The organism is Saccharothrix stipae (assembly GCF_054781895.1).
Genome location: NZ_BAAGTN010000017.1, coordinates 766502 through 787650, shown reverse-complemented (window position 1 = coordinate 787650; position 21149 = coordinate 766502). Strand labels below are relative to the sequence as shown.

The following is a 21149-nucleotide window of genomic DNA, read 5'->3' as shown; positions in this document are numbered from 1 at the left end:
TCGTGGGCGCACTGCCGGAGGGTTCCGTCGTCGGGGTCGTGGTGACCCGGCACCGGCGCGAGCTGCTGGCCGACTCGTTGAAGGTGCTGGCCTCGCAGACCCGCCCCCTCGACCACCTGGTGGTCGTGGACAACGGGCCCGACCAGCCGGTGGACGACCTGGTCGCGCAGTGCCCGATCCCGACCACGTACCTGGCCTCGCACCGCAACCTCGGCGGCGCGGGCGGGTTCGCGCTGGGGATGCTGCACGCGCTGTCGCTGGGCGCGGACTGGCTGTGGCTGGCCGACGACGACGGGCGGCCCGCGGACGAGACCGTGCTCGCCGTGCTGCTGGAGGAGGCGAAGCGGCGCAAGCTGGCCGCGATCTCGCCCATGGTGACGAACATCGAGCGGCCGGAGAAGCTCGCGTTCCCGCTGCGGCGCGGGTTGACGTGGAAGCGGAACGCGGCCGAGCTGGGCACCGACTTCCTGCCGGGCATCGCGTCGCTGTTCAACGGGGCGCTGTTCAAGGCGTCCACGGTGGACGTCATCGGCGTGCCGGACTACCGGCTGTTCTTCCGGGGTGACGAGGTGGAGATCCACCGGCGGCTGGTGCGCACCGGCCTGCCGTTCGGCACGTCGTTGAAGGTCGCCTACCTGCACCCGGACGGTTCGGACGAGTTCAAGCCGATGCTCGGCGGCCGGTTCCACGCGCAGGACCCGGAGAACGCGGTCAAGCGCTACTACACCTACCGCAACCGCGGGTACCTGCTCTCGCAGCCGGGCATGCGCAAGCTGGGGCTGCTGGAGGCGTTCCGGTTCGGGCTGTACTTCATCGGGGTGCGGCGCGACCCGAAGGCGTTCCTGGAGTGGCTGAAGCTGGTGCGCCTGGGTCAGCGGGAGCGCTTCTTCCGCAAGTGAACCGGGCCGCCGCGGCCCAGCCCCGACCCAGCGGTTCAGCTTGGCGCGGAATCGCTGACGGCGAACCTGTCTTGCCTGGTCAACCCACTGCTGGTGGGCTGTTCGGCATGACTTCTGAAGCGCGTAAGACGACGCTGGTCCTGCACCTGGCCGCGAACCCCAACCCGATCTCCGTCAAGATCTCCCAGGAGACCGCCGAAGACCTCGGCTCACGCCTGATCCAGGTCGTGCGCAACGGCCACACCCAGGCCATCACGACCGCCGACGGCAAGGAGTTCGTGGTGAACTTCAGCCACGTCGTCGCCGCGCACTTCGACTAGCCACGCGCCCTCAGCGGTTCTCGAACACCTTGCGCCACTGCTCGGCCGACGTGAGGTCGGGCAGGGCGTCGCGGTACTGCCTGCGCAGCCTGGGCCACTCCTTGCCGAGCCTGCGGTAGTTGCGCACCGCCCTCGCCATCAGGGTGCGGAACTGCTCGGGGTCGCGCTTGTAGAACGCGACGCCGGTGCCGTCGGCCGTGGAGACCGTGGCGCTGTCCAGGTTGCCCAGCAGGAACCACCGGGCGTTCAGCGCGGGCACGTTGAGCTGCGGCCGGTCGCCCGCGGCGGGCTGCGGTGGGCGCAGGTTGTGCAGCACGGACTTCGCCGCGCGCACCGCGATGGTCGCCTTGCTCCTCGACGGCTGGAGCAACGCCTCCGCGCGCACCATGTCGAACGTCGGCGGTGGGAACTCGCGCGCCGACTCCAGGCGCTGGGCGTCGCTGAACTCCGCCCGCATCGCCCGCACCATCGGCAACGCCGTGCGCAGCGAGTCGAACAGGCCGGCCGGGCCCGCGAGGAAGTCCTCGATCGCCTTCTGCTGCAACGCCACGGTGGAGTACTCCATGGACAGCAGGTGCCGCAGCGACAGCTTCAGCCCGTGCTTCACGATGACCGACCGCACGTCGTACGGGCTGTGCAGCGCGGCCAGGACCAGCCGGTTGCGGGTGTGGAAGTAGGCCTGCCAGTCGGTCGAGTCGTTCTTGTCCGTCCACGGCATGTGCCACACCGCCGAACCCGGCAGCGACACCGTCGGGTAGCCGTGCTCCAGCGCCCGCAGCGAGTACTCGGCGTCGTCCCACTTGATGAACAGCGGCAGCGGGTAGCCGGTCCGCTCCACCACCTCGCGCGGGAACAGGCACATCCACCAGCCGTTGTAGGTGGCGTCGACCCTCGGGTGCAGCTCGGGCGTCTCGCGCAGCGACGACGTGGCGAAGTCGTGGTCGGTGACCGCGCCCGGCGCGGCGCGCCAGAAGCACGTGCCCAGGTCGACGATCTCCGCCGTGCTGTGGATCCTGGTCCTGGCCTGCAGGTTCAGCATGTGGCTGCCGACGATGACCGGCGACGCCGCCGCCCGCGCGAACGCGTTGGACCGCAGCACGGCCTCCGGCTCCAGCCGGATGTCGTCGTCCATGAGCATGATCTGGTCGGCGTCGGTGTGCTCGACCGCCTCGAACATGCCCCGGGTGAACCCGCCCGCGCCGCCGAGGTTGTCCTGCTCGATGACCTCCAGCCGGCCGCCCAGCCCGGCCTCCGCCTCCGAGAAGCCCGCCACCGAACGCACCTTCACCGCGCCCTGGTCGGCCACGAACACGTGGCTCACGACGTCGAGCACGGCGGGGTCGCTGCCCAGCGCGCGCAGCGCCGCCACCGCGTCGTGCGGGCGCATGGTGGTGATGCTGACCGCGACCTTCCGCACCGGCAACGGCTCCCGCACCGCCCACTCGGCGTCCTGGATCTCCAGCACCGCCTCGTGCGTGAACACGTCGAACCAGATCAGCCCGCCGTCCTCGAACGGCCGCAGCGACACCGGGAATTCCAGCGTCGTCCAGTCCGCCGCGTCCCGGACGAACTCGCCCTCCAGGTGCACGACGTCGCCGCTGGGCTTGGAGCGGTACACGTCGACCCGGCCGGAGCCGCGCACCCGCATCCGCAGCACGACCTCGTCCACGACCGTCCACCGCTTCCAGTAGCTGGCGGGGAAGGCGTTGAAGTAGGTCGCGAACGACACCTTGGCGTGCTCGGGCACGGTCAGGCCGCGCCGGGAGTCCACCTGGCAGTGCACGTTCTGCGGTTCGTCCAGGTACATCGGCCGGACGTCCAGCGGGTCGTCGTCCCTCGGCAGGATGATCCGGTGCACTGCGTCCACAACAGGTCCCTACGGTGAGAAGCGCGTGAGGAGGACTGGGAGAAAAAAGCGGGGCGACCCGCGATGGGCCGCCCCGGAACACCGATCAGAGGTCGTACAACCGCTGCCAGTTCTCGCGGCTGGTCAGCTCGCCCATCGCGTCGCGGTAGGCGCGCTGCATCTCGGGAGCACGCTGGTACAGCTCCTTGAGCAGCCTGGTGCCCTGCTTGCCGAGCCGGATGGCGAGCTCGCGGTCGCGCCGCCGGACCCGCACGCCCTCCTGGGACGCGTCGGTGACCACCGCGGTGTTGAACAGCGACACGTGCCACCAGGCCGAGTCGCCCGCGGCCACCGCGCCGACGTCGTGCACGCTGCGGCCGAGCAGCTGGTTGACCACGCGCTTGGCCAGCACCGGCGCGAACAGCCGCGGCGCGGGCGGCGCCGTGATCAGCGGCAGGTCGCCGGACGAGATGCCGGGCACCTCCGAGGCCGGGTGCTTGATGGTCTCGGGGAACTCGGCGCGCAGCTTGCGGATCTCCGCCGCCGCCTCGACGCCGCCGTCACGCAGCACGTCGGGGCCCTTGAGGAAGTCCTCGATGGCCTTGAGCTGGGTCGCGGCCAGGCCGTACTGCATGGCGACCAGGTAGGTGGCGAGCTGGCCCGCCATGGACCGGCAGATCCGCTTCGGGTCGAACTGGCTGTGCAGCGCCGAGGTGATCAGGGCGTTGCGCAGGTTGAAGTACCGGTGCCAGTCGTCCCAGTCCTTCCAGTGGAAGTCGGCGTGCCACACGCCCGCGCCGGGCAGCGTGACCGTGGCGAACCCGTGCGCCCGCGCGCGGAAGCCGTACTCGATGTCGTCCCACTGGAAGAACAGCGGCAGCGGGTAGCCCACCGCCTTGACGATCTCCGACGGGATCAGGCACGACCACCAGCCGTTGTAGCCCGCGTCGACCCGGCGGTCCTGCACGTTGCGCTTGCCGGTCTCCTCGTCGTACCCGGTGAGGTCGGCGTCGTGCAGCGCGCCGTCCACGACCTGGCCGGGGGCCAGCGTGTCGAGGTTGGCGTACTCCGCGCCCACGTGCAGGTGGTTCGGGTGCAGCAGGTACAGCATCTGGCCGCCGACGATGACCGGCTGCGCGGTGCGGTTGGCGAACGCGGTCGTCCGGACCACGATCTCCGGCTCGCACAGCACGTCGTCGTCCATGAAGAGCACGTTGGCGTGCTCGGCGTGGTCGACCTCCATGACCTCGTAGAGGCCGCGGGTGAAGCCGCCGGCGCCGCCGAGGTTGGGCTGGCGGATGTAGCGCAGCTTGTCACCCAGCGCGGCGGAGACCTCGGCGAACCTGGGCCGCGACTCGACCGCGTCGCTGCCCTGGTCCACCACGTACACCGCGTCGACCAGGCCGAGCGGCTCGGAGTCGGACGCGAGGGCCGCCATGGTGTTGAGGCAGTCCTCGACCCGGTTGAACGTGCAGATCACGATCGCGGTCGGCCGGACCCGCCTCGGCGGCGCGACGGTCCACCGGGCCTGCTCGACGACCAGCTGGTGCTCACCGGTGACGACGTCGAACCACAGCGCGCCGCCGTCGGTGAACTTGTCGATCTTCGCCGTCATGGTGACGACCTGGGCCTTCGCCCCGGAGACCTGCTCGGCGACGATGGTCCGGGACTCGCCCTCGGCGTCGGACGCGACGATCGAGACCGTGCCGGAACCGGTGAGGGTCAGGCTCAGCTCCACCTCGGGGCTGACGCACCACCGCTGCCAGTAGGTGGCCGGGAACCGGCCGAAGTAGGTGTTCAACGACACCGTGGCGTGCGGGTGCACGACCAGGCGGTGCCGCTCGCGGTCGGCGATGCCCTGGGAGATCTCGGCGTAGAGGTCCTCCGAGACGATCTGCGACGGCCCGGCGAACAGGCCGCGTTGCGCCAGCAGTTTCTCCGGAGCCTCGTGCTCGACGAGGGTGGAGTTGCCCGACATAACCGAATCAGTCCTCCAGCGAACCGTCCAGCGCCCGACCGGTGGCCAGGTGCGGAGCGATCTTGTTGTCGAACACGCTCAGCGCGGAACCGATCGCCATGTGCATGTCCAGGTACTTGTAGGTGCCCAGTCGACCACCGAAGACGACGTTACGCTCGGCGGCTTCCCGCCGCGCGAGTTCCCGGTAGCGCTCCAGCTTCGCCCGGTCCTCGGCGGTGTTGATCGGGTAGTACGGCTCGTCTTCCTTCTCCGCGGCCCGTGAGAACTCGCGCACGATGACCGTCTTGTCCGACGGGTACTCGCGCTCGGGGTGGAAGTGCCGGAACTCGTGGATGCGGGTGTAGGGCACCTCGGCGTCGTTGTAGTTCATGACCGGCGTGCCCTGGAAGTCGCCCACGGGCAGGACTTCCTGCTCGAAGTCGAGCGTGCGCCAGCCCAGCCAGCCCTCGCTGTAGTCGAAGTAGCGGTCGAGCGGGCCGGTGTAGACCACGGGCGTGCCCGCCGGGATCTCGTCGCGGACGTCGAAGTAGTCGGTGTCGAGCCGCACCTCGATGTTCGGGTGGTCGGCCATCCGCTCCAACCACGCGGTGTACCCGTCGACGGGCAGGCCCTCGTAGGTGTCGTTGAAGTAGCGGTTGTCGAAGGTGTAGCGCACCGGCAGGCGGCTGATGACCGCCGCGGGCAGCTCCTTCGGGTCGGTCTGCCACTGCTTGGCCGTGTAGTCGCGCACGAACGCCTCGTACAGCGGGCGGCCGATGAGCGAGATCGCCTTCTCCTCCAGGTTCTTCGCGTCCTTGGAGTCGATCTCGGCGGCGTGCTCGGCCACCCACGCGCGGGCTTCCTCGGGGCTCAGGTAGCGGCCGACGAACTGCGAGATGAGGCCCAGGCCCATGGGGAACTGGTAGGCCTGCCCGGCGTGCATCGCGAACACCCGGTGCTGGTACCCGGTGAACTCGGTGAACTGGTTGACGTAGTCCCACACCCGCTTGTTGGAGGTGTGGAACAGGTGCGCGCCGTACCGGTGCACCTCGATGCCCGTCTCGGGCTCGGCCTCGGAATAGGCGTTGCCGCCGATGTGGGCACGGCGTTCCAGCACGAGCACGCGCTTGTCGAGCTGTGATGCGGTGCGTTCGGCGACCGTCAGGCCGAAGAAACCGGAACCGACGACGATCAGGTCAAATCCAGCGAAGCTCACAGCAGTCGAGGGTACGGCAGTGACCGGACGCTACTGCCCACACCCCATGGGGTGAAACCGAGACACTGACGGGTCGATACGCTCACCGACCGGCCCCCGCCGAGGCGCCTTCGACCGCGCTCGCCTGGCCGTCGATTTCGTAAATCACCGAATCGGAGTTCCGGAACACCTCGGTGAAGCCCGGCGTGCGGTCCAGGCCGACGAACCCGGGTGCGATGCGGTTCTCCCGGCGCACGAAACCCCGGCCCACGATCACGTACCGGACCCTCAGCTCGGTCAGGTCCTCGCGCACCTCCGGGTCCTCGTCCAGCTCGTTGAGGTGGTGGACCAGGTAGTTGCTCGGCGTGCCGGCGGGCGTGCCGTAGAACGTCCACTCGACCGGCTCGACCTCGGCCATCGCGTAGAGCCAGGCGCTGCCGTCGAACACGTCGTTCATCACCCGCTCGCCGGGCCGCACGTGCTCGGCCAGCCACCGGTAGGCGGCCAGCTCGCCGTCGCTGACCGTCGGCCCGTTCTGGTAGTTGCCCGCCAGGCGGGCGCTGTTGCGACCGATGTACGCGCCGCTGACCAGGCCGATGAGCAGGAAGAACACCACGCTGACGGCCACCGGCGCCCAGGGCGAGCGGGAGAGGGCGGCGGGCGCCCGGCCGGCGTAGCGGTCGACCACCCACGTGCCGAGCGCGACCACGGCCACGCCGAACGCGATGGCGCCCGGCAGCGGCAGCATGACCGCGAGCCGCCAGTGGTCGTTGTAGAAGTAGCCGGTCAGGCGCTGGATGATCGCGCCCTCCAGCGACACGGTCACCGCGTACAGCCCGCCGAACGCGAGCCACACGCCGACCATCCACACCATCAGCCGCCGCCTGGCCATGACCACGATGCCGAACAGCGCGGGCACGCCGATCCACCACTGCGGGAAGTCGACCACGCCGGAGAAGGTCAGCATCTGCCCGAACGCGCCGGCGGGCGTCGCCTCCGAGGGCCACACCATGGCGGCCACGCCGTCGGCCGCGCCCATGGAGGGCAGGATCAGCGGCGCGGCGCCCAGCGCGCCCAGCACGGCCACCGCCGCGAGCGTCGGCCACGCGCGCTTCCAGTCGATCGGCACCAGCCGGAGCACGCAGGCCAGGAAGATCACGCCGAGCAGGCCGGCGAGGATGAACGCCAGGCTGGGCTGCAGGCCGACCAGCGCCGCCGCCGACACCGCGATGGCGACCGGCCCGGTGATGCCGCGCGGCCGGATCAGGTACGTGACCAGGGCCAGCACGGCGGGCAGCAGGGCGATGCCCGCCACGTAGGGCCACAGCGGGCCGCGCCACAGCGAGTCGTAGGGGAACGGGGAGAACCAGGTGGACACGGCGGCGGCCGGCGCGACCACGCGCGCGGGCAGCTTCCACGCCAGGCCCATCGCGGCGATGCCGACCGGCCACACCAGCACCGTGCTCAGCGCGCCGGAGTTGAGCAGCTGCGGCAGCGTGATGCCGAACTGGTCGAGCAGCAGCGCCAGCAGCTGGTGGTAGGTGGCCGGGTAGAAGTAGTTCGCGTTCTCCGGCTGGTTGCCGATCGCGCCCGCGCTGGAGACCAGCGACGTCTGGTGCTCGGCGAGCCAGCGCACGAGGTTGCCGTGGTGCGGCGCGTCCCAGTCCTGGGCGAGGCGGTCGAGGCTGCTGATGCCGCGCAGGAACGTGACCGCGCCGACCGCCAGGCCGATCACGACACCCGCGGCGACGACCAGGTGGCCGCGGCGCGAGACGCGCGGCTCGTCGTCCTCGACCCGGGCGGGCCACCGCCGCTGCACCAGCGTGGTCACGGCGAACAGCACGACCGACGCGGCCAGCGCCCACGCGCCGAAGGTCAACAGCGTCCACGAGGCGCCGAGCTTGCCCAGCAGCAGGCCGCCGATCGCGACCAGGCCGTAGGTCAGCGCGGGCGCCGCGGCGACCAGCGTCCACCCACGCAGTCGCAGGGCCGCGCCGAACAACAGGCCAGGCACCCAGAGCAGCAACAGCACCAGCAGTGCAGCACTCATCGCGTCAGCAACCCGATCACTTGGCGTAGGCGCGGGTCCCCGTCCCGCTCGCGACCGCAGAGTACCCGCGCGGGCCTCACCAGCGGCGGTGGGCCACTTGCACGCCCAGCCACGCCGCGTGCCGGGCGGCGACGCCGAGGCCGCTCACGCCGATCCGCTTGGCCAGCGCCTGCTTGGACCGCCGCAACAGCTTGGTGTGCCGGCCCATGAGCGCGCCGCGGCTGTACTGGCCGGGGTGCACGCGGTAGCCGACCAGCTCCTCGGGCAGCACGTCGCCGTCCGCGCGCGCCATCACGCGCAGCCACAGGTCGTAGTCCTCCAGCCGCACCAGGCGCGGGTCGAAGCCACCGACCTGCGCGGCCAGCTCCTTGCGGACGACGACGGTCGAGGTGATGAGGCAGTTGAAGAGCAGCATGGTGCGCGCGACCTCGGGCCCGATGGCCGAGTGCATCTCCCCGACGACCTGGCCGGACGGGTCGATCTGCCGGGCCCACGCGCCGACCAGGCCGAGGCCGGGCCGCTGCTCCAGCACGGCCACCTGGTGCGCCAGGCGCTGCGGCATGCACAGGTCGTCGGCGTCGAGGAAGGCCACGAGGTCGTGCTTGGCGGCGTCGAGCCCGATGTTGCGGCCGACGGCGGGCCCGCTGCGCGGCGCGGGCGTGAGGTGCACCTGCACCCGGTCGTCGGGGAGGGTGCGGGCGGCCGCCCGGTTGCGCTCGCACTCGCCGTCCAGGACGAGCACGACCTCCCAGTCCTGGTGCGTCTGCTCGGCGACCGAGCGGAGCGTCTCGGGCAGGAAGTCCGCCTCGGGCGCGCACGGGATCACCACGGACACCGGCGATGGCATGGGGTTCTCCTGCTGCGGGGAGGGATCGGCCGACGCCGTACAGTAAGGCCCGCTTCAGCACTCCTGAGCACCCGGCACCCGGCAAGCAGAGGACACCCGTGACGGCGGCGAACAGATCCAGGCTCGACGGTCTGCGCGCGTTGGCCGGCACGGCGGTGCGCCAGTCGGCGGTCACGATCGACCAGCTGGTGTTCAGCGCGATCACCTTCGCCGTCCAGCTGGTCGCCGCGCCGGTGTCGACCGACGCCGAGTTCGGGGTGTTCTCGCTGGTCGCGATCGTGCAGATCGGCCAGTGGTACCTCGGCCGCGCGGTCGCGGCGGAACCGCTGCTGGTGGCCAAGGCGGTCGCGAACGGCGACGCGCGGGGCGTGCGCGGCGCGGCGGCGACCTCGTTGCTGCTCGGTCTGGCGATCGGCGCGGTGTGCCTGGTCGTCGGGCTGCTGCTGGACGGGCCGGCCCGGACGTTGCTGCTGATCCAGGCGCTGGCCTCGCCGTTCACCGCGGTGCTCGACCACGGCCGGTACGTCTCGTACGCGCGGCAGCGGCCGTTGCGGGCGCTGGCGCTGGACGGCTCGTGGCTGGTGCTGTTCCTGGGCGCGGTCGGCGTGGCCGTGCTCGTCGGCGAGCTGGACGCCTCGTCCACCTACCTGATCTGGGCGCTGACCGCGGTGCCCGTGGCGGCCGCCTGCGCGTGGCTGACCGGCGGGCCGTTCGCGGTCGGCGCGGTGCGCGACTGGCTGCGGGACCGCCGGTCGCTGCTGCCGGGGTTCCTCATCGACGCGGTCTACCTGACCGCGGGCACCTGGGCCACGTTCGGCGTGACCGCGTGGGTCGTCGGCCTGGACGGGCTCGGCCTGCTGCGCAAGGCGCTGGTCCCGGTGACCGCGCTCACCGTGCTGTTCATCGGCATCAGCAACGCGCTGCTCGCGCACCTGGCCGGCCGGTCGGCCCGCGAGGTGGTGCGGGCGCCGGTGCTGGTCTCCGGGCTGGCCGCGGTGGTCAGCCTGGTGTTCGCGGGCCTGACCCTGGTCGCGCCCGCCGACCTGCTCACCGCCGCGCTCGGCACGCCCTGGGAGGGCCTGCGGCCGGTCGTGCTGGTGCTGCTGGCGTACGCGTTCCTGCTGGCCACGGCCCAGACGGCGCTGGTGGCGGGCAAGGCGAGCGGTCGGGCGTGGCTCGGGCCGAGGGTGCGCACGGTCCAGTTCGCCACCGAGATCGCCCTCGTGGCGGGCCTGGGCCTGCTGTTCGGCGTCATGGGCGTCGCGTTCGGCATGGCGCTGGCGTGGCTGACCGCCGCCGCGCTGGCCTGGGGCGGCCTGCTCGGGCAACGGGGCAGGGCTTAGATTCGTGGCCGTGCACCTGGTCGACATGCCGGTCTACTACCCGCCGCACAAGGGCGGGGTCGAGGCGTACGCGCACGAACTGCACCGGCGCATGTTGGAAGCCGACCCGGACCTGCGGATCACCGTGTTCACCTCGGCCGTCGGCGCGCCGGCGGGCGTGCAGCGGCTGGGCGACCGGTGGACCGTCGTGCGCTGGCCGGGCCGCGAGGTGATCTCGCACTACCCCGTGCCCTACCCCGGTTTCACCAGGAAGCTGCGCGCGCTGTGCGGCCCGGACACCGTGCTGATGACGCACACCCGGTTCTACTGGCCGCACCTGTGGGCGGCGCTGTTCGCCAAGCGGAAGGGCCTGCGCAGGCTGCACGTCGAGCACGGGTCGAGCCCGGTGCAGAGCGGCGGCTGGTTCGTCCGGTTCGTCGCCGCCACCGTCGACCTGCTGACCAGCCAGCCGGTGCTGCGCTGGGCCGACGGCGTGGTCGCGGTGTCGCAGTCGGCCGCGCGGTTCGTGCGCGACCTGGCCAAGCGCGAGGCGAAGGTGCTGTACCGGGGCATCGAGCTGCCCGAGGGCGTGACCTCGCGGCCGGTCGACGACGACCGCCCGGTGGCCTGCTACGTGGGCAGGCTCATCAACGGCAAGGGCGTGGCCGACCTGCTCACCGCGACCGCGACCCTGCACCGGCGGGGCGTGCCGCTGAAGCTGCGGCTGTGCGGCGACGGCCCGGCCGCGGCGGAGCTGCGCGCCCAGGTGGCGCGGCTCGGCCTGGACGCGAGCGTGGAGTTCCTCGGCGAGGTCGACCACGACACCGCGCTGCGCGAGATGGCCTGCGCCACCCTGTTCGTCAACCCGAGCTGGACCGAGGGCCTGCCGACCACCGTGCTGGAGGCGGCGGCCATCGGCTGCACGGTCGTGGCCACCGACGTGGGCGGCACGGCCGAGATCCTGGACCACGGCGTGACCGGCTGGCTGGTGCCCGCGCGGGACCCCGAGGCGCTGGCCGGCGCGTTGGAGTCGGCCGTGTCCGACCCCGAGCGCGAGGCCCGCGCGGCGAAGCTCGGCGAGATCACCCGGGAGCGCTTCTCGTGGGAGCGGACCATCGCCGAGTTCACCGCAATGCTGGTCGGCGACGGCGGGGACCGGACCGCGCGCTAGCCTGTTGCGCGAACCCCATCCGACTCACTCGCCAGGGAGGCCGCCGTGGCGGACCAGTCTGACGTATGGCTGGTCGTGCCCGTCTACAACGAAGCACAGGTGATCGCGGACGTGGTGCGCAACGCGCTCCAGACGTTCCCGAACATCGTGTGCGTCGACGACGGTAGCCGGGACGGCTCAGCGGACGCGATCCGCGGCACGGGCGCTCACCTGGTGCAGCACCCGGTCAACCTCGGCCAGGGCGCGGCGATCCAGACGGGCGTCGAGTACGCCCGCTCGCGGCCGGGCGCCGAGTACTTCGTGACCTTCGACGCCGACGGCCAGCACCAGGTCGCGGACGTGGTGCGGATGCTGGAGCGGCTGCGCGCCGAACCGGTCGACATCATCGTCGGCACCCGGTTCAAGGGTGACGCCTCGCACATCCCGCTGATCAAGCGCGTGGTGCTGCGGACCGTGGTGGCGGTCAGCCCGCGGCTGCGGAAGCTGAAGCTGTCGGACGCCCACAACGGGCTGCGGGTGTTCAACAAGAAGGTGGCGGACGAGCTCCGCATCACGCTGAACGGCATGGGCCACGCGTCGCAGATCGTCGACATGATCTCGCAGCGCGGGTGGCGGGTCACCGAGGAGCAGGTCGAGATCCTCTACACGGAGTACTCGATGTCCAAGGGGCAGTCGCTCATCAACGGCGTGAACATCCTGTTCGACTCGGCTCTCAAGACGGGGTCCAGGCGCTGACATGCTGATCCAGTTCCTGCTCATCGCCGCGGTCATCGTGCTGCTGGTGTTCTTCCTCAAGAACCACGGCACGACCAAGACCGCGGCCGGCGTCAAGATCGGCTTCTTGCTGTTCCTGGTGCTCGCGGTGGTCGCCGTCGTCCGGCCGGTGGAGGTCTCGAAGGTCGCCGAGTTCGTCGGCGTCGGCCGGGGCACCGACCTGCTGCTCTACGCGCTGGTGGTGGCGTTCGGCTTCCAGACCATCAACACGTACCTGCGGTTCAAGGAGCTGGAGCTGCGCTACGCGCGCCTGGCCCGCGCCATCGCGCTGCGCAACGCGGAGGCTCCCCAGCCGTCCGACGCCCCCGAGGTCGTCGAGCGCGCCGAGGACCCGGCGCACACCGCCTGACCTGGACCGACGCGAACGGGCCGGTCACTCCCGAGTGGGGGGCGACCGGCCCGTTCGCCGTGCGCGGTCAGCCCTCCAGCGAGCGGAAGTAGTCCACGGTCAGCCGCACGCCGGTGGCGATGTCCACCTCGGGCTTCCAGCCCAGCTCGGCCTGTGCGAGCGACGGGTCGATGGCCGACGCGCGCAGGTCGCCGAGGCGGGCCGGGGCGAACTCGGGTTCGTCGGCCACCCCCGCCGCCTGCGCGACGAGCGTGTGCAGCTCGCGGTCGGACACCTGGTGCGCGGTGCCGATGTTGTAGCGCCGACCGCCGCCCGCCTCGCCGGAGGCCGCGATGAACGCCGACACGACGTCCTCCACGAACACGTAGTCGCGGGTGTTGCCGCCGTCGCCGAACACCTTCGTCGGGCGGCCCGCGAGCAGCGCGGACGCGAAGATGGCCACCACGCCCGCCTCGCCGTGCGGGTCCTGCCGGGGGCCGTACACGTTGGCCAGCGCCAGGTGGGTGCACTCCAGGCCGTACAGCTGCCGGTAGGTGTTCAGGTACACCTCGCCGGACACCTTGGACGCCGCGTAGGGCGACTTCGGGTTGATCGGCGTGGTCTCCGCCACCGGGAGCACCTCGGGCGTGCCGTAGATCGAGCCGCCGGAGGAGGCGAACAGCACCTTGCGCACGCCCGCGCGGCGGGCGGCCTCGGCGAGGTTGACCGTGCCCAGCACGTTCTTGTTGGCGTCGAGCAGCGGCTCGGCCACCGACACGCGCACGTCGATCTGGGCGGCCAGGTGGAACACCACCTCGGGCCCGAACGACGCCACCACGTCGGCCAGCTCCGGCGAGGTGATGTCCACCCGGGAGAACGAGTAGCGGTCGGCGTGGGCGGGGTCGGCGGGCTCCGTCCGCTTGCCCCTGGTCAGGTCGTCGACGACGTGCACCTCGTGCCCGTCCCTCAGGAGCCTGTCGACCAGGGTCGAACCGATGAAGCCGGCACCGCCGGTCACGAGTGCGCGCACGGGTGTTTCTCCAGAGTCGGTCGGGGAGTCGTCACGGGCAGCCTAGAACCACCGCTCCAGCACCAGTGCCACCCCGTCCTCGGAGTTGGCCGCGGTGACCTCGTCGGCGGCGTCCAGGGCGTCCTGGTGGGCGTTGGCCATGGCCACGCCGTGACCCGCCCACGTGAGCATGGGCACGTCGTTGGGCATGTCGCCGAACGCGAGCACGCCGCGCGCGGGCACGCCGAGCAGCTCCGCGACCGCGGCCAGGCCGGACGCCTTGGTCACGCCGGGCGCGGCGAACTCCAGCAGGCCCTCGTTGGTCGACCAGGTCAGCGCCACCGAGTCGCCGACCAGCGGCCCGGCCGCCCGCGCCATCTCGTCCGAGGTCATGCTCGAATGCCTGACCAGCAGCTTCACCGCCGGTTTGCCGAGCAGCTGGGCCCGCTGGTGGCCGGGCAGCGGCTGCCCGCCCTCGTCCCACGGGTGCAGGTAGTGCTCGTCGGCGATGAACTCGGCCGCCGCCGGGCCGTGGGCGGACTCGCCGACGCGTTCGGCCGCCATCGCGCAGCCGGGCAGCGCCTCCTCCAGCACGGAGGCCAGGTCGGTCAGCTGCTCGGGGGTGAGCAGTTCGGCCGAGATCACGCGGTCGCCGCCGATGTCGTAGAGCACCGCGCCGTTGGAGCACACGGCATAACCGGTGAGGCCCGCCGCCGCGGCCACGTCCGGCACCCAGCGCGGCGGCCGGCCGGTGGCCAGCACGAACGGGACGTCGGCGGCCAGCACCCGGCCGACCATGCCCGCCGTGCGCGGGCTGACCCGCCCCAGGGGCGTGAGCAGGGTGCCGTCGACGTCGGATGCCACAAGGGAAGGTCTCTGCACCCCCACATGGTGCACTCCCGGCGGGAGGACTCGGATAACGTCGCCGGGTGCGCACAGGGATTGTGATCCTGCCCGAACACCGCTGGTGGATGGCCGAACACAAGTGGAAGGCAGCCGAGGAGTACGGCTTCCACCACGCCTGGACCTACGACCACGTGGGCTGGCGCTCACTGGTCGACGGACCGTGGTTCGGCGCCGTTCCGACGCTGGCAGCAGCGGCTTCGGTGACCGGGAAGATCCGCCTCGGCACGCTGGTCGCGTCGCCGAACTTCCGCCACCCGGTGCCGTTCGCCCGTGAGCTGCTCGCCCTGGACGACCTCTCCGACGGCCGCTTCACGCTCGGCGTCGGCGCCGGCGGTGTGGGATACGACACGGAGGTGATGGGCACCACGGCACCGGGCAGCCGGCAGGGCCGGTTCGAGGAGTTCGTGACGGCGCTGGACCTGCTGCTGACCCGGGAGCGGACCACGTTCAGCGGCGAGCACTACGAGATCCGCGAGGCCCGGGGGGCGCCCGGCTGCGTGCAGCGGCCCAGGCTGCCGTTCGTGGTCGCGGCGAACGGGCCGAAGGCGATGGGCGTCGCGGCGCGGTACGGGACCGGCTGGGTCACCACCGGGCCGGAGGCCGACGACGAGGCGGCGTGGTGGCGGGGCGTGGCCGGGCTGACCGAGCGGTTCCGCGAGGTGCTGGCCGACATCGGGCGGGCCAAGGGGTCGATCGACTTCCACCTCAACGCCGACTCCTGCCCGGTGTACTCGCTGACCAGCGTGGAGCACTTCCGGGACGTGGCCGGTCGGGCCGGTGAGCTGGGCTTCACCGACCTGGTCGTGCACTGGCCGCGTGCGGATGGCGTGTACGCGGGCAGCGAGTCGGTGCTGGAGCAGGTCGCGGCCGACGTGCTGCCCGAACTCGTCGGCTAGCGTTTCCGCCGTGCGACGAGTCGTGGTGATCGGTGGCGGGATCGTGGGCCTCGCGACCGCGCGGGAGTTGGCCCGGCGCGGTCACGACGTGGTGGTGCTGGAGAAGGAGCCGCGGTGGGCGGCGCACCAGACCGGGCACAACAGCAACGTGGTGCACGCGGGCCTGTACTACAAGCCGGGGTCGTTGAAGGCGCGGATGTCGGTCGCGGGCAACGCGTCGATCGTCGCCTACGCCAAGGAGCACGGCGTGCCGGTCGACGTGTGCGGCAAGCTCGTCGTCGCCACCTCACCGGACGAGGTGCCGCGGCTGGAGGCCCTGGCGGAGCGCGCGGCCGCCAACGGCGTACCCGCCCGCCGGATCGGCGTCGACGAGGCCCGGGAGTACGAGCCCGAGGTGGCCGCGGTCGCCGCCCTGCGCGTGGAGAGCACGGGGATCATCGACTTCCCGGCCGTGTGCGCGGCTCTCGTCCGGGAGCTGAACGGCCACGACCTACGCCTGCACACGCCCGCTCTGGCCATCCGGCGCGCGCTCAGCGGCGGTGGGGTGGAGGTGGCCACCACGCGGGGCGTGGTGCGCGCGGACGCGCTGGTCAACTGCGCCGGCCTGCACAGCGACCGGGTGGCGCGGCTGGCCGGCATCACCCCGTCGGCCGCGATCGTGCCGTTCCGTGGCGAGTACTACGAACTGCGCCACGACCGGCGACGCCTGGTGCGCGGCCTGATCTACCCCGTGCCGGACCCGGCGCTGCCGTTCCTGGGCGTGCACCTGACCCGGATGCTCGACGGCAGCGTCCACGCGGGCCCCAACGCCGTCCTCGCCCTGCGCCGCGAGGGCTACCGCTGGCGCGACTTCTCGCCGTCCGACGTGGCCGACGTGGCCCGGTTCCCCGGCACGTGGCGACTCGCCCGCCGATTCGCCCGCACGGGCGCCGAGGAGGTGCTGCGGTCGCTGTCCCGCAAGCGCTTCGCCCAAAGCCTGGCCCGCCTCGTACCCGCTATCCGGGAGGACGACCTCGTCCGCGCTTCGGCAGGCGTGCGCGCTCAGGCCATGCGCGCCGACGGCTCACTTGTGGACGACTTCCTGATCGACACCGCACCACGCCAGGTACACGTCCTCAACGCCCCTTCACCTGCCGCGACCTCGGCTCTGGAAATCGGCCGCCACGTCTCCACCCAAGTTGAACTCTCCTGGTCGTAAACCGCCACGTCCTTTCCCTAAAAGGGAGGGCTTCGTGCCATCCCGCCGACCTGGCGCAGCCCTACCGCACGTGTCAAGGGGGCACTGTTCAGACTTGCCCGGTGGTGGACTGTTGCCGCCCCCTTGACACGTGTGGTTGCCCTTGTGGAGGTCGGCGGGATGGCACGAAGTCCGGACCACGCTGGTACGGGAGTTACTGCGGGACCCCGCCATCCTGCTGATCTGCCCGTCCGGCGAGGACGCTTTTGCTTTTGTTTTTGTTTTTTGGGGTTCTTGGCGCGGCCGGTACTCAAGTCCGGCTCGATTTGACATGGGGCCCTTACGGGCACCCCAGGCAGGCCAAAGCCGGGCAGGCCTGGCGGATAAAGCGCCCGCCAAGCCTGCCCGGCTTCGTCCAGCCTACGGCACCCGAACCCATGTCAAATCGAGCCTCGGTGCGCTGGTGCCGGGTCCGTTGTAGGCGAGTCGGGCGAGTTGACCCCGCCGATCGCCAGCAGGTCGTCAGGCCGTCAGCTGTTTATTCGTTGCTTAGTTGGGATTGAGGATTTCCAGGCCGAGGAATGGGCGGAGGGCTTCCGGGACGATGACCGAGCCGTCGGCCTGCTGGTGGTTCTCCAGGATCGCCACAATCCAGCGAGTGGTGGCCAGGGTGCCGTTGAGGGTGGCGGCGATCTGGGGCTTTCCGTTCTCATCCCGATAACGGACGTTGAGGCGGCGGGCCTGGAAGGTGGTGCAGTTCGAGGTTGAGGTCAGTTCCCGGTAGGCCTGCTGGGTCGGGATCCAGGCCTCGCAGTCGAACTTGCGCGCGGCCGAGGTGCCGAGGTCGCCGGCGGCCGTGTCGATGACCCGGTAGGGGACCTCGATCTTGGCCAGCATCTCCTCTTCCCACGCCAGCAGCTTCGCGTGCTCGGCCTCGGCGTCCTCCGGCTTGACGTAGGCGAACATCTCGACCTTGTTGAACTGGTGCACGCGGATGATGCCGCGGGTGTCCTTGCCGTACGAGCCCGCCTCGCGCCGGTAGCACGACGACCAGCCCGCGTACCGCTTCGGCCCGTCCAGGATCTCGTCCGCGTGGTACCCCGCCAGCGGCACCTCCGACGTGCCTACCAGGTACAGGTCGTCGGCTTCGAGGCGGTAGATCTCGCTCGCGTGCGCGCCGAGGAACCCGGTACCGGCCATGATCTCCGGCCGGACCAGGGTGGGGGTGATCATCAGCTTGAACCCGGCGGCGGTGGCCTGGGCGACGGCCATGTTCAGCAGCGCGAGCTCCAGCTGCGCGCCGACGCCGGTGAGGAAGTAGAAGCGCGAGCCGGACACCTTCGCGCCGCGTTCCATGTCGATCGCGCCCAGCCGCACCCCGAGGTCGAGGTGGTCGAGCGGCTCGAAGTCGAACTCGCGGCGCTCGCCGACGTGCTTGAGCACGACGTAGTCGTCCTCGCCGCCCGCGGGCGCGTCGGGGTGGACCACGTTCGGCACGGCGCGGTGCAGCTCGGTCAGCTCGGCCTCGGCGCCGGACTGCTCGGCCTCGGCGGCCTTGACCTCGGCGGCCAGCTCCTTGCCCTTGGCCAGCAGCGCGTCGCGCTCCTCGCCCTTGGCGCGGCCGACCTGCTTGCCGAACGTCTTCTGCTCGCCGCGCAGCGCGTCGGCGCGGGCGATGGCGGCCCGGCGGCGCTCGTCGGCGGACAGCAGCGCGTCGACCACGGTCTCGTCCTCGCCACGCGCGCGTTGCGACGCGCGGACGGCTTCCGGGTTCTCGCGCAGTGCCTTGAGGTCAATCACACCGGCAGCGTAGTACCCGACCGGAAGCGGTTTACAAGCCGCTGGAGACGACAACCGCTCCCGACCCGACCACCCGGTCGGGTCGGGAGCGGTGTCGTGTCCCTCGTTCGAACCGGAGCGCTACGAGATCGCGATGGCGACCACGAGGCCGAGCGCGAAGTGCGCGGCGGCCACCACGACGCTCGCCGGCGCGAAGCGGTCCGACTCGATCAGCGAGCCGATGTCGAGCCTGGTCACCCACTCCAGCAGCCGCACCGCGAGCACCTGGACGATGATCCCGACGAAGCCGAAGATCAGCGACGACAGCAGGCCCTCGTCGAGCTTGCCCGCCGAGCTGTAGATCGCCACGACCACGATCAGCGCCATGCTCACCAGGCCCGCCGCGGTCACGATGACCGCGTTCGGGGCGCCGTTGCGCACGAGCGCGCTGAGCTTGCCGGGGGTGGTCCAGTCGATGGCGTAGAAGCCGACGATCATCAGCACCAGACCGACGATCGCGTAGAGCGCGATTGCGCCGACGCCCCGGCCGATGGCGGCGCCGAAGCCGGCGTCCAACGCGAGTGGGGAGATCACAGACCCTCCGTGGTATGCAGGTTGATCGGTTGTGCCGCCGGTGAAGGAGCCGGTGACGTCGGGTGTGGCGGGCCGGGGTTGGTCGAGCAGGTCATTCGACGATCCTGTGCGGCACGAACGCCGCGCCGTCGTCGGTGACCAGGCCGACGGTCTCGCGGATGCCGAGACCCGCCGAGGCGTCGCCGACGACCCACGCGCCGAGCGCCGGCCGGTAGCCGTCGAACTCGGGCAGCGGGTCGAACAGCTGGTAGACGAAGCCCTCCTTGCCGTAGACCCCGCCGGTCTGGGTCTCGTAGCCCGGGGCGACGATCTGGATGTTCTGGCCCTCACGGCCCAGCCGCGGCTTGCGCACGTACTCGGTGAGCAGGCCGGGGTCGTCCAGGAACGCGGGCAGCAGGTTCGGGTGGCCGGGGTACATCTCCCACAGCACGGCCAGCAGCGCCTTGTTGGACAGCAGCATCTTCCACAGCGGCTCGACCCACAGGGTGCCGGGCAGGGTCTCCACCGCGTAGCGGCCGAACTGCTCGTCCACCACCCATTCCCACGGGTAGAGCTTCACGACCGTGCTGATCGGTGCGTCTTCGAGGTCGACGAACCGCCGCAGCAGCGAGTCCCAGCCGATCTCCTCGATCGCCAGGCCGACGGTGTCCATGCCCGCCTCGGCCGCGGTCTCCTGCAGGTAGGCCACGGTGACGTGGTCCTCACCGGAGGGGTCCGCGCCCGACCAGGTGAAGTGCAGCTCGTTCGACGGCAGCCCGCCCCTGATCTCGGCCCAGCGCTCCACCAGCTTCTCGTGGATGGAGTTCCACTGGTCGTCCTCGGGGTACACGTCGGTCTTCCAGTTCCACTGGACGACCGACGCCTCCAGCAGCGACGTGGGCGTGTCGGCGTTGTACTCCAGCAGCTTGGCCGGTCCGCGCCCGTCGTAGCGCAGGTCGAACCGCCCGTACACGTGCGGGTCGCGCCGCTTCCACGACTCGGCGATCGCGGGCCAGAGCCACTCGTTGATGCCGAAGTCCCGGTAGCGCTCGCTGAGCACCACGTTGTCGACGGCCTCCAGGCACATGTTGTGCAGCAGCTCGACGTCCGCCTCCAGCGACAGCACGTCGCTCATCTCGAAGACGTAGTGCGCCGACTCGTCCCAGTACGGGCGCGGGCTGCCGTCCGCGGCCTTCGCCGGCGCGCCGAACACCAACCCCTGGTCGGAGACGGTGCGCTGCCAGTTGGGCCGGGGCGTGGAGGACTCCCGACGCACTCAGCTGCCCCCGCTCTTGCTGCCGCCGGACACGCCGAACCCGCCGCGCTGCACCACGGTGCCGGACTTGGTGGAGACGTTCGCGCCCTTGGGCATGGTGTAGCTGCCGCCGCTGACCTTGGAGCCGATCGGGGTGCTCGTGCCGCCGTAGTGGTAGCGGTAGGAGCTGCCGCCGATGAAGATGAACCCACCGCTGACGTACCCGCCGTTGCTGCGGGCGTAGTTCTCGTCGCAGTACTGGTCCTCGACCACCACGTCGTCACGGGTGCACTGCGCCTCGATGTCATCGGGGCTGGACACGGCGTACCAGATGGCCACCACGCCGACCACGCCGACGCCGACGCCACCGCCGATGAGCAGCCGCTTCCGCAGCTTCTTGCGGCGCTGCGCCTCGGCTTCGACGGCGAGCTGCTGCTCGCGCTGCTGCTCGATCGCCGCGGCGCGGGCGCGCTGCTCGGCCAGTGTCGGCGGGCGGGGCTTGGTCTGCCCCGGCTCCTGCCGGCGGATCTGGCCGCGACCACCCTGCTGCGGGCCTTGCTGCGGCCCCTGAGGCCCCTGCGGTGCTCCTTGTGGCGGCCCTTGCGGTGGTCCTTGGCCCTGGGGCGTCGGCGGCACGTACGGCGGCGGCGACGCGCCACCGCCCTGCGGCCCCGGCGAGTCCGGTCGGTTCGGCCCACCCTGACCGGGCGTCCCGGTGTTGTCGTTCTCAGTCATCAGCCACTCCCGGCGGGGACGGTACAGAGATCGGCCGCCGAATGGGTGACGAGTGTCCCAAAAGCAACACACTCCACCCGCCCGAACGGTTCGTCGGCCTACACAGGCAT

19 protein-coding genes are annotated in these 21149 nt (G+C 71.2%); 8 read left to right on the top strand and 11 right to left on the bottom strand.

The window, feature by feature from the left end; translation table 11 throughout:
- Window positions 1-2: 2 nt before the first annotated feature.
- Together glfT1 and ACYVLT_RS31825 are read left to right on the top strand one after the other, a co-directional pair.
- A complete protein-coding gene (gene glfT1, locus ACYVLT_RS31830) occupies window positions 3-899 on the top strand; it encodes a galactofuranosyltransferase GlfT1 (protein ID WP_461123840.1) in 897 nt (298 codons plus the stop codon).
- Window positions 900-1006: 107 nt separating this feature from the next.
- Window positions 1007-1219: a hypothetical protein gene (locus ACYVLT_RS31825; RefSeq protein WP_360454411.1), complete on the top strand. Its 213-nt coding sequence runs from the start codon at window positions 1007-1009 to the stop codon at window positions 1217-1219.
- Between the two features lie 10 nt (window positions 1220-1229).
- On the opposite strand, the gene ACYVLT_RS31820 is transcribed toward ACYVLT_RS31825, so the two are convergent.
- The 5 genes from ACYVLT_RS31820 to ACYVLT_RS31800 all read right to left on the bottom strand — a co-directional run bounded on the left by ACYVLT_RS31820 (window position 1230) and on the right by ACYVLT_RS31800 (window position 9114).
- Entirely contained in the window at window positions 1230-3086 is a 1857-nt protein-coding gene (locus ACYVLT_RS31820) for a glycosyltransferase (RefSeq protein ID WP_461123839.1), read from the bottom strand.
- Between the two features lie 85 nt (window positions 3087-3171).
- A complete protein-coding gene (locus ACYVLT_RS31815; RefSeq protein ID WP_461123838.1) occupies window positions 3172-5043 on the bottom strand; it encodes a glycosyltransferase in 1872 nt (623 codons plus the stop codon).
- A gap of 7 nt (window positions 5044-5050) precedes the next feature.
- Window positions 5051-6238, bottom strand: coding sequence for a UDP-galactopyranose mutase (gene glf, locus ACYVLT_RS31810; RefSeq protein ID WP_461123837.1), 1188 nt, complete (start codon window positions 6236-6238; stop codon window positions 5051-5053).
- Between the two features lie 82 nt (window positions 6239-6320).
- Window positions 6321-8267: a DUF6541 family protein gene (locus ACYVLT_RS31805; protein ID WP_461123836.1), complete on the bottom strand. Its 1947-nt coding sequence runs from the start codon at window positions 8265-8267 to the stop codon at window positions 6321-6323.
- Window positions 8268-8343: 76 nt separating this feature from the next.
- Window positions 8344-9114, bottom strand: a complete 771-nt coding sequence (locus tag ACYVLT_RS31800; RefSeq protein ID WP_461123835.1) for a glycosyltransferase family 2 protein — start codon at window positions 9112-9114, stop codon at window positions 8344-8346.
- Between the two features lie 98 nt (window positions 9115-9212).
- Between ACYVLT_RS31800 and ACYVLT_RS31795 the strand changes: the two genes are divergently transcribed.
- From ACYVLT_RS31795 to ACYVLT_RS31780, 4 genes are read left to right on the top strand one after another with little or no spacing between them, the layout of a single operon-like run.
- The gene (locus ACYVLT_RS31795; protein WP_461123834.1) at window positions 9213-10457 is read left to right on the top strand and encodes an MATE family efflux transporter; all 1245 of its coding nucleotides are present in this window, start codon (window positions 9213-9215) and stop codon (window positions 10455-10457) included.
- Between the two features lie 10 nt (window positions 10458-10467).
- Entirely contained in the window at window positions 10468-11607 is a 1140-nt protein-coding gene (locus tag ACYVLT_RS31790; protein ID WP_461123833.1) for a glycosyltransferase family 4 protein, read from the top strand.
- Between the two features lie 45 nt (window positions 11608-11652).
- On the top strand, window positions 11653-12342 hold the full coding sequence (locus ACYVLT_RS31785; RefSeq protein ID WP_461123832.1) for a glycosyltransferase family 2 protein: 690 nt from the start codon (window positions 11653-11655) through the stop codon (window positions 12340-12342).
- Between the two features lies 1 nt (window position 12343).
- The gene (locus ACYVLT_RS31780) at window positions 12344-12730 is read left to right on the top strand and encodes a DUF2304 family protein (protein ID WP_461123831.1); all 387 of its coding nucleotides are present in this window, start codon (window positions 12344-12346) and stop codon (window positions 12728-12730) included.
- Between the two features lie 67 nt (window positions 12731-12797).
- Here the strand turns inward: ACYVLT_RS31780 and ACYVLT_RS31775 are convergent, their stop codons facing one another.
- The gene (locus ACYVLT_RS31775; RefSeq protein WP_461123830.1) at window positions 12798-13739 is read right to left on the bottom strand and encodes an NAD-dependent epimerase/dehydratase family protein; all 942 of its coding nucleotides are present in this window, start codon (window positions 13737-13739) and stop codon (window positions 12798-12800) included.
- Between the two features lie 42 nt (window positions 13740-13781).
- Window positions 13782-14600 (bottom strand): HAD family hydrolase, encoded by an 819-nt coding sequence (locus tag ACYVLT_RS31770; RefSeq protein ID WP_461123829.1) that lies wholly within the window; start codon window positions 14598-14600, stop codon window positions 13782-13784.
- A 47-nt stretch (window positions 14601-14647) separates the two neighbouring features.
- On the opposite strand from ACYVLT_RS31770, the gene ACYVLT_RS31765 reads away from it, so the two are divergent.
- Window positions 14648-15520, top strand: coding sequence for an LLM class flavin-dependent oxidoreductase (locus tag ACYVLT_RS31765; protein ID WP_461123828.1), 873 nt, complete (start codon window positions 14648-14650; stop codon window positions 15518-15520).
- 10 nt (window positions 15521-15530) lie between these two features.
- Window positions 15531-16718 (top strand): L-2-hydroxyglutarate oxidase, encoded by a 1188-nt coding sequence (gene lhgO, locus ACYVLT_RS31760; protein ID WP_461123827.1) that lies wholly within the window; start codon window positions 15531-15533, stop codon window positions 16716-16718.
- Between the two features lie 528 nt (window positions 16719-17246).
- On the opposite strand, the gene serS is transcribed toward lhgO, so the two are convergent.
- From serS to ACYVLT_RS31740, 4 genes are all read right to left on the bottom strand, one after another.
- Window positions 17247-18497, bottom strand: coding sequence for a serine--tRNA ligase (gene serS / locus ACYVLT_RS31755; protein ID WP_461123826.1), 1251 nt, complete (start codon window positions 18495-18497; stop codon window positions 17247-17249).
- Between the two features lie 120 nt (window positions 18498-18617).
- The gene (locus ACYVLT_RS31750; RefSeq protein WP_461123825.1) at window positions 18618-19070 is read right to left on the bottom strand and encodes a DUF350 domain-containing protein; all 453 of its coding nucleotides are present in this window, start codon (window positions 19068-19070) and stop codon (window positions 18618-18620) included.
- Between the two features lie 91 nt (window positions 19071-19161).
- Window positions 19162-20325 (bottom strand): glutathionylspermidine synthase family protein, encoded by a 1164-nt coding sequence (locus ACYVLT_RS31745; protein WP_461123824.1) that lies wholly within the window; start codon window positions 20323-20325, stop codon window positions 19162-19164.
- Window positions 20326-21039: a hypothetical protein gene (locus tag ACYVLT_RS31740; RefSeq protein ID WP_461123823.1), complete on the bottom strand. Its 714-nt coding sequence runs from the start codon at window positions 21037-21039 to the stop codon at window positions 20326-20328.
- Window positions 21040-21149 lie beyond the last annotated feature (110 nt).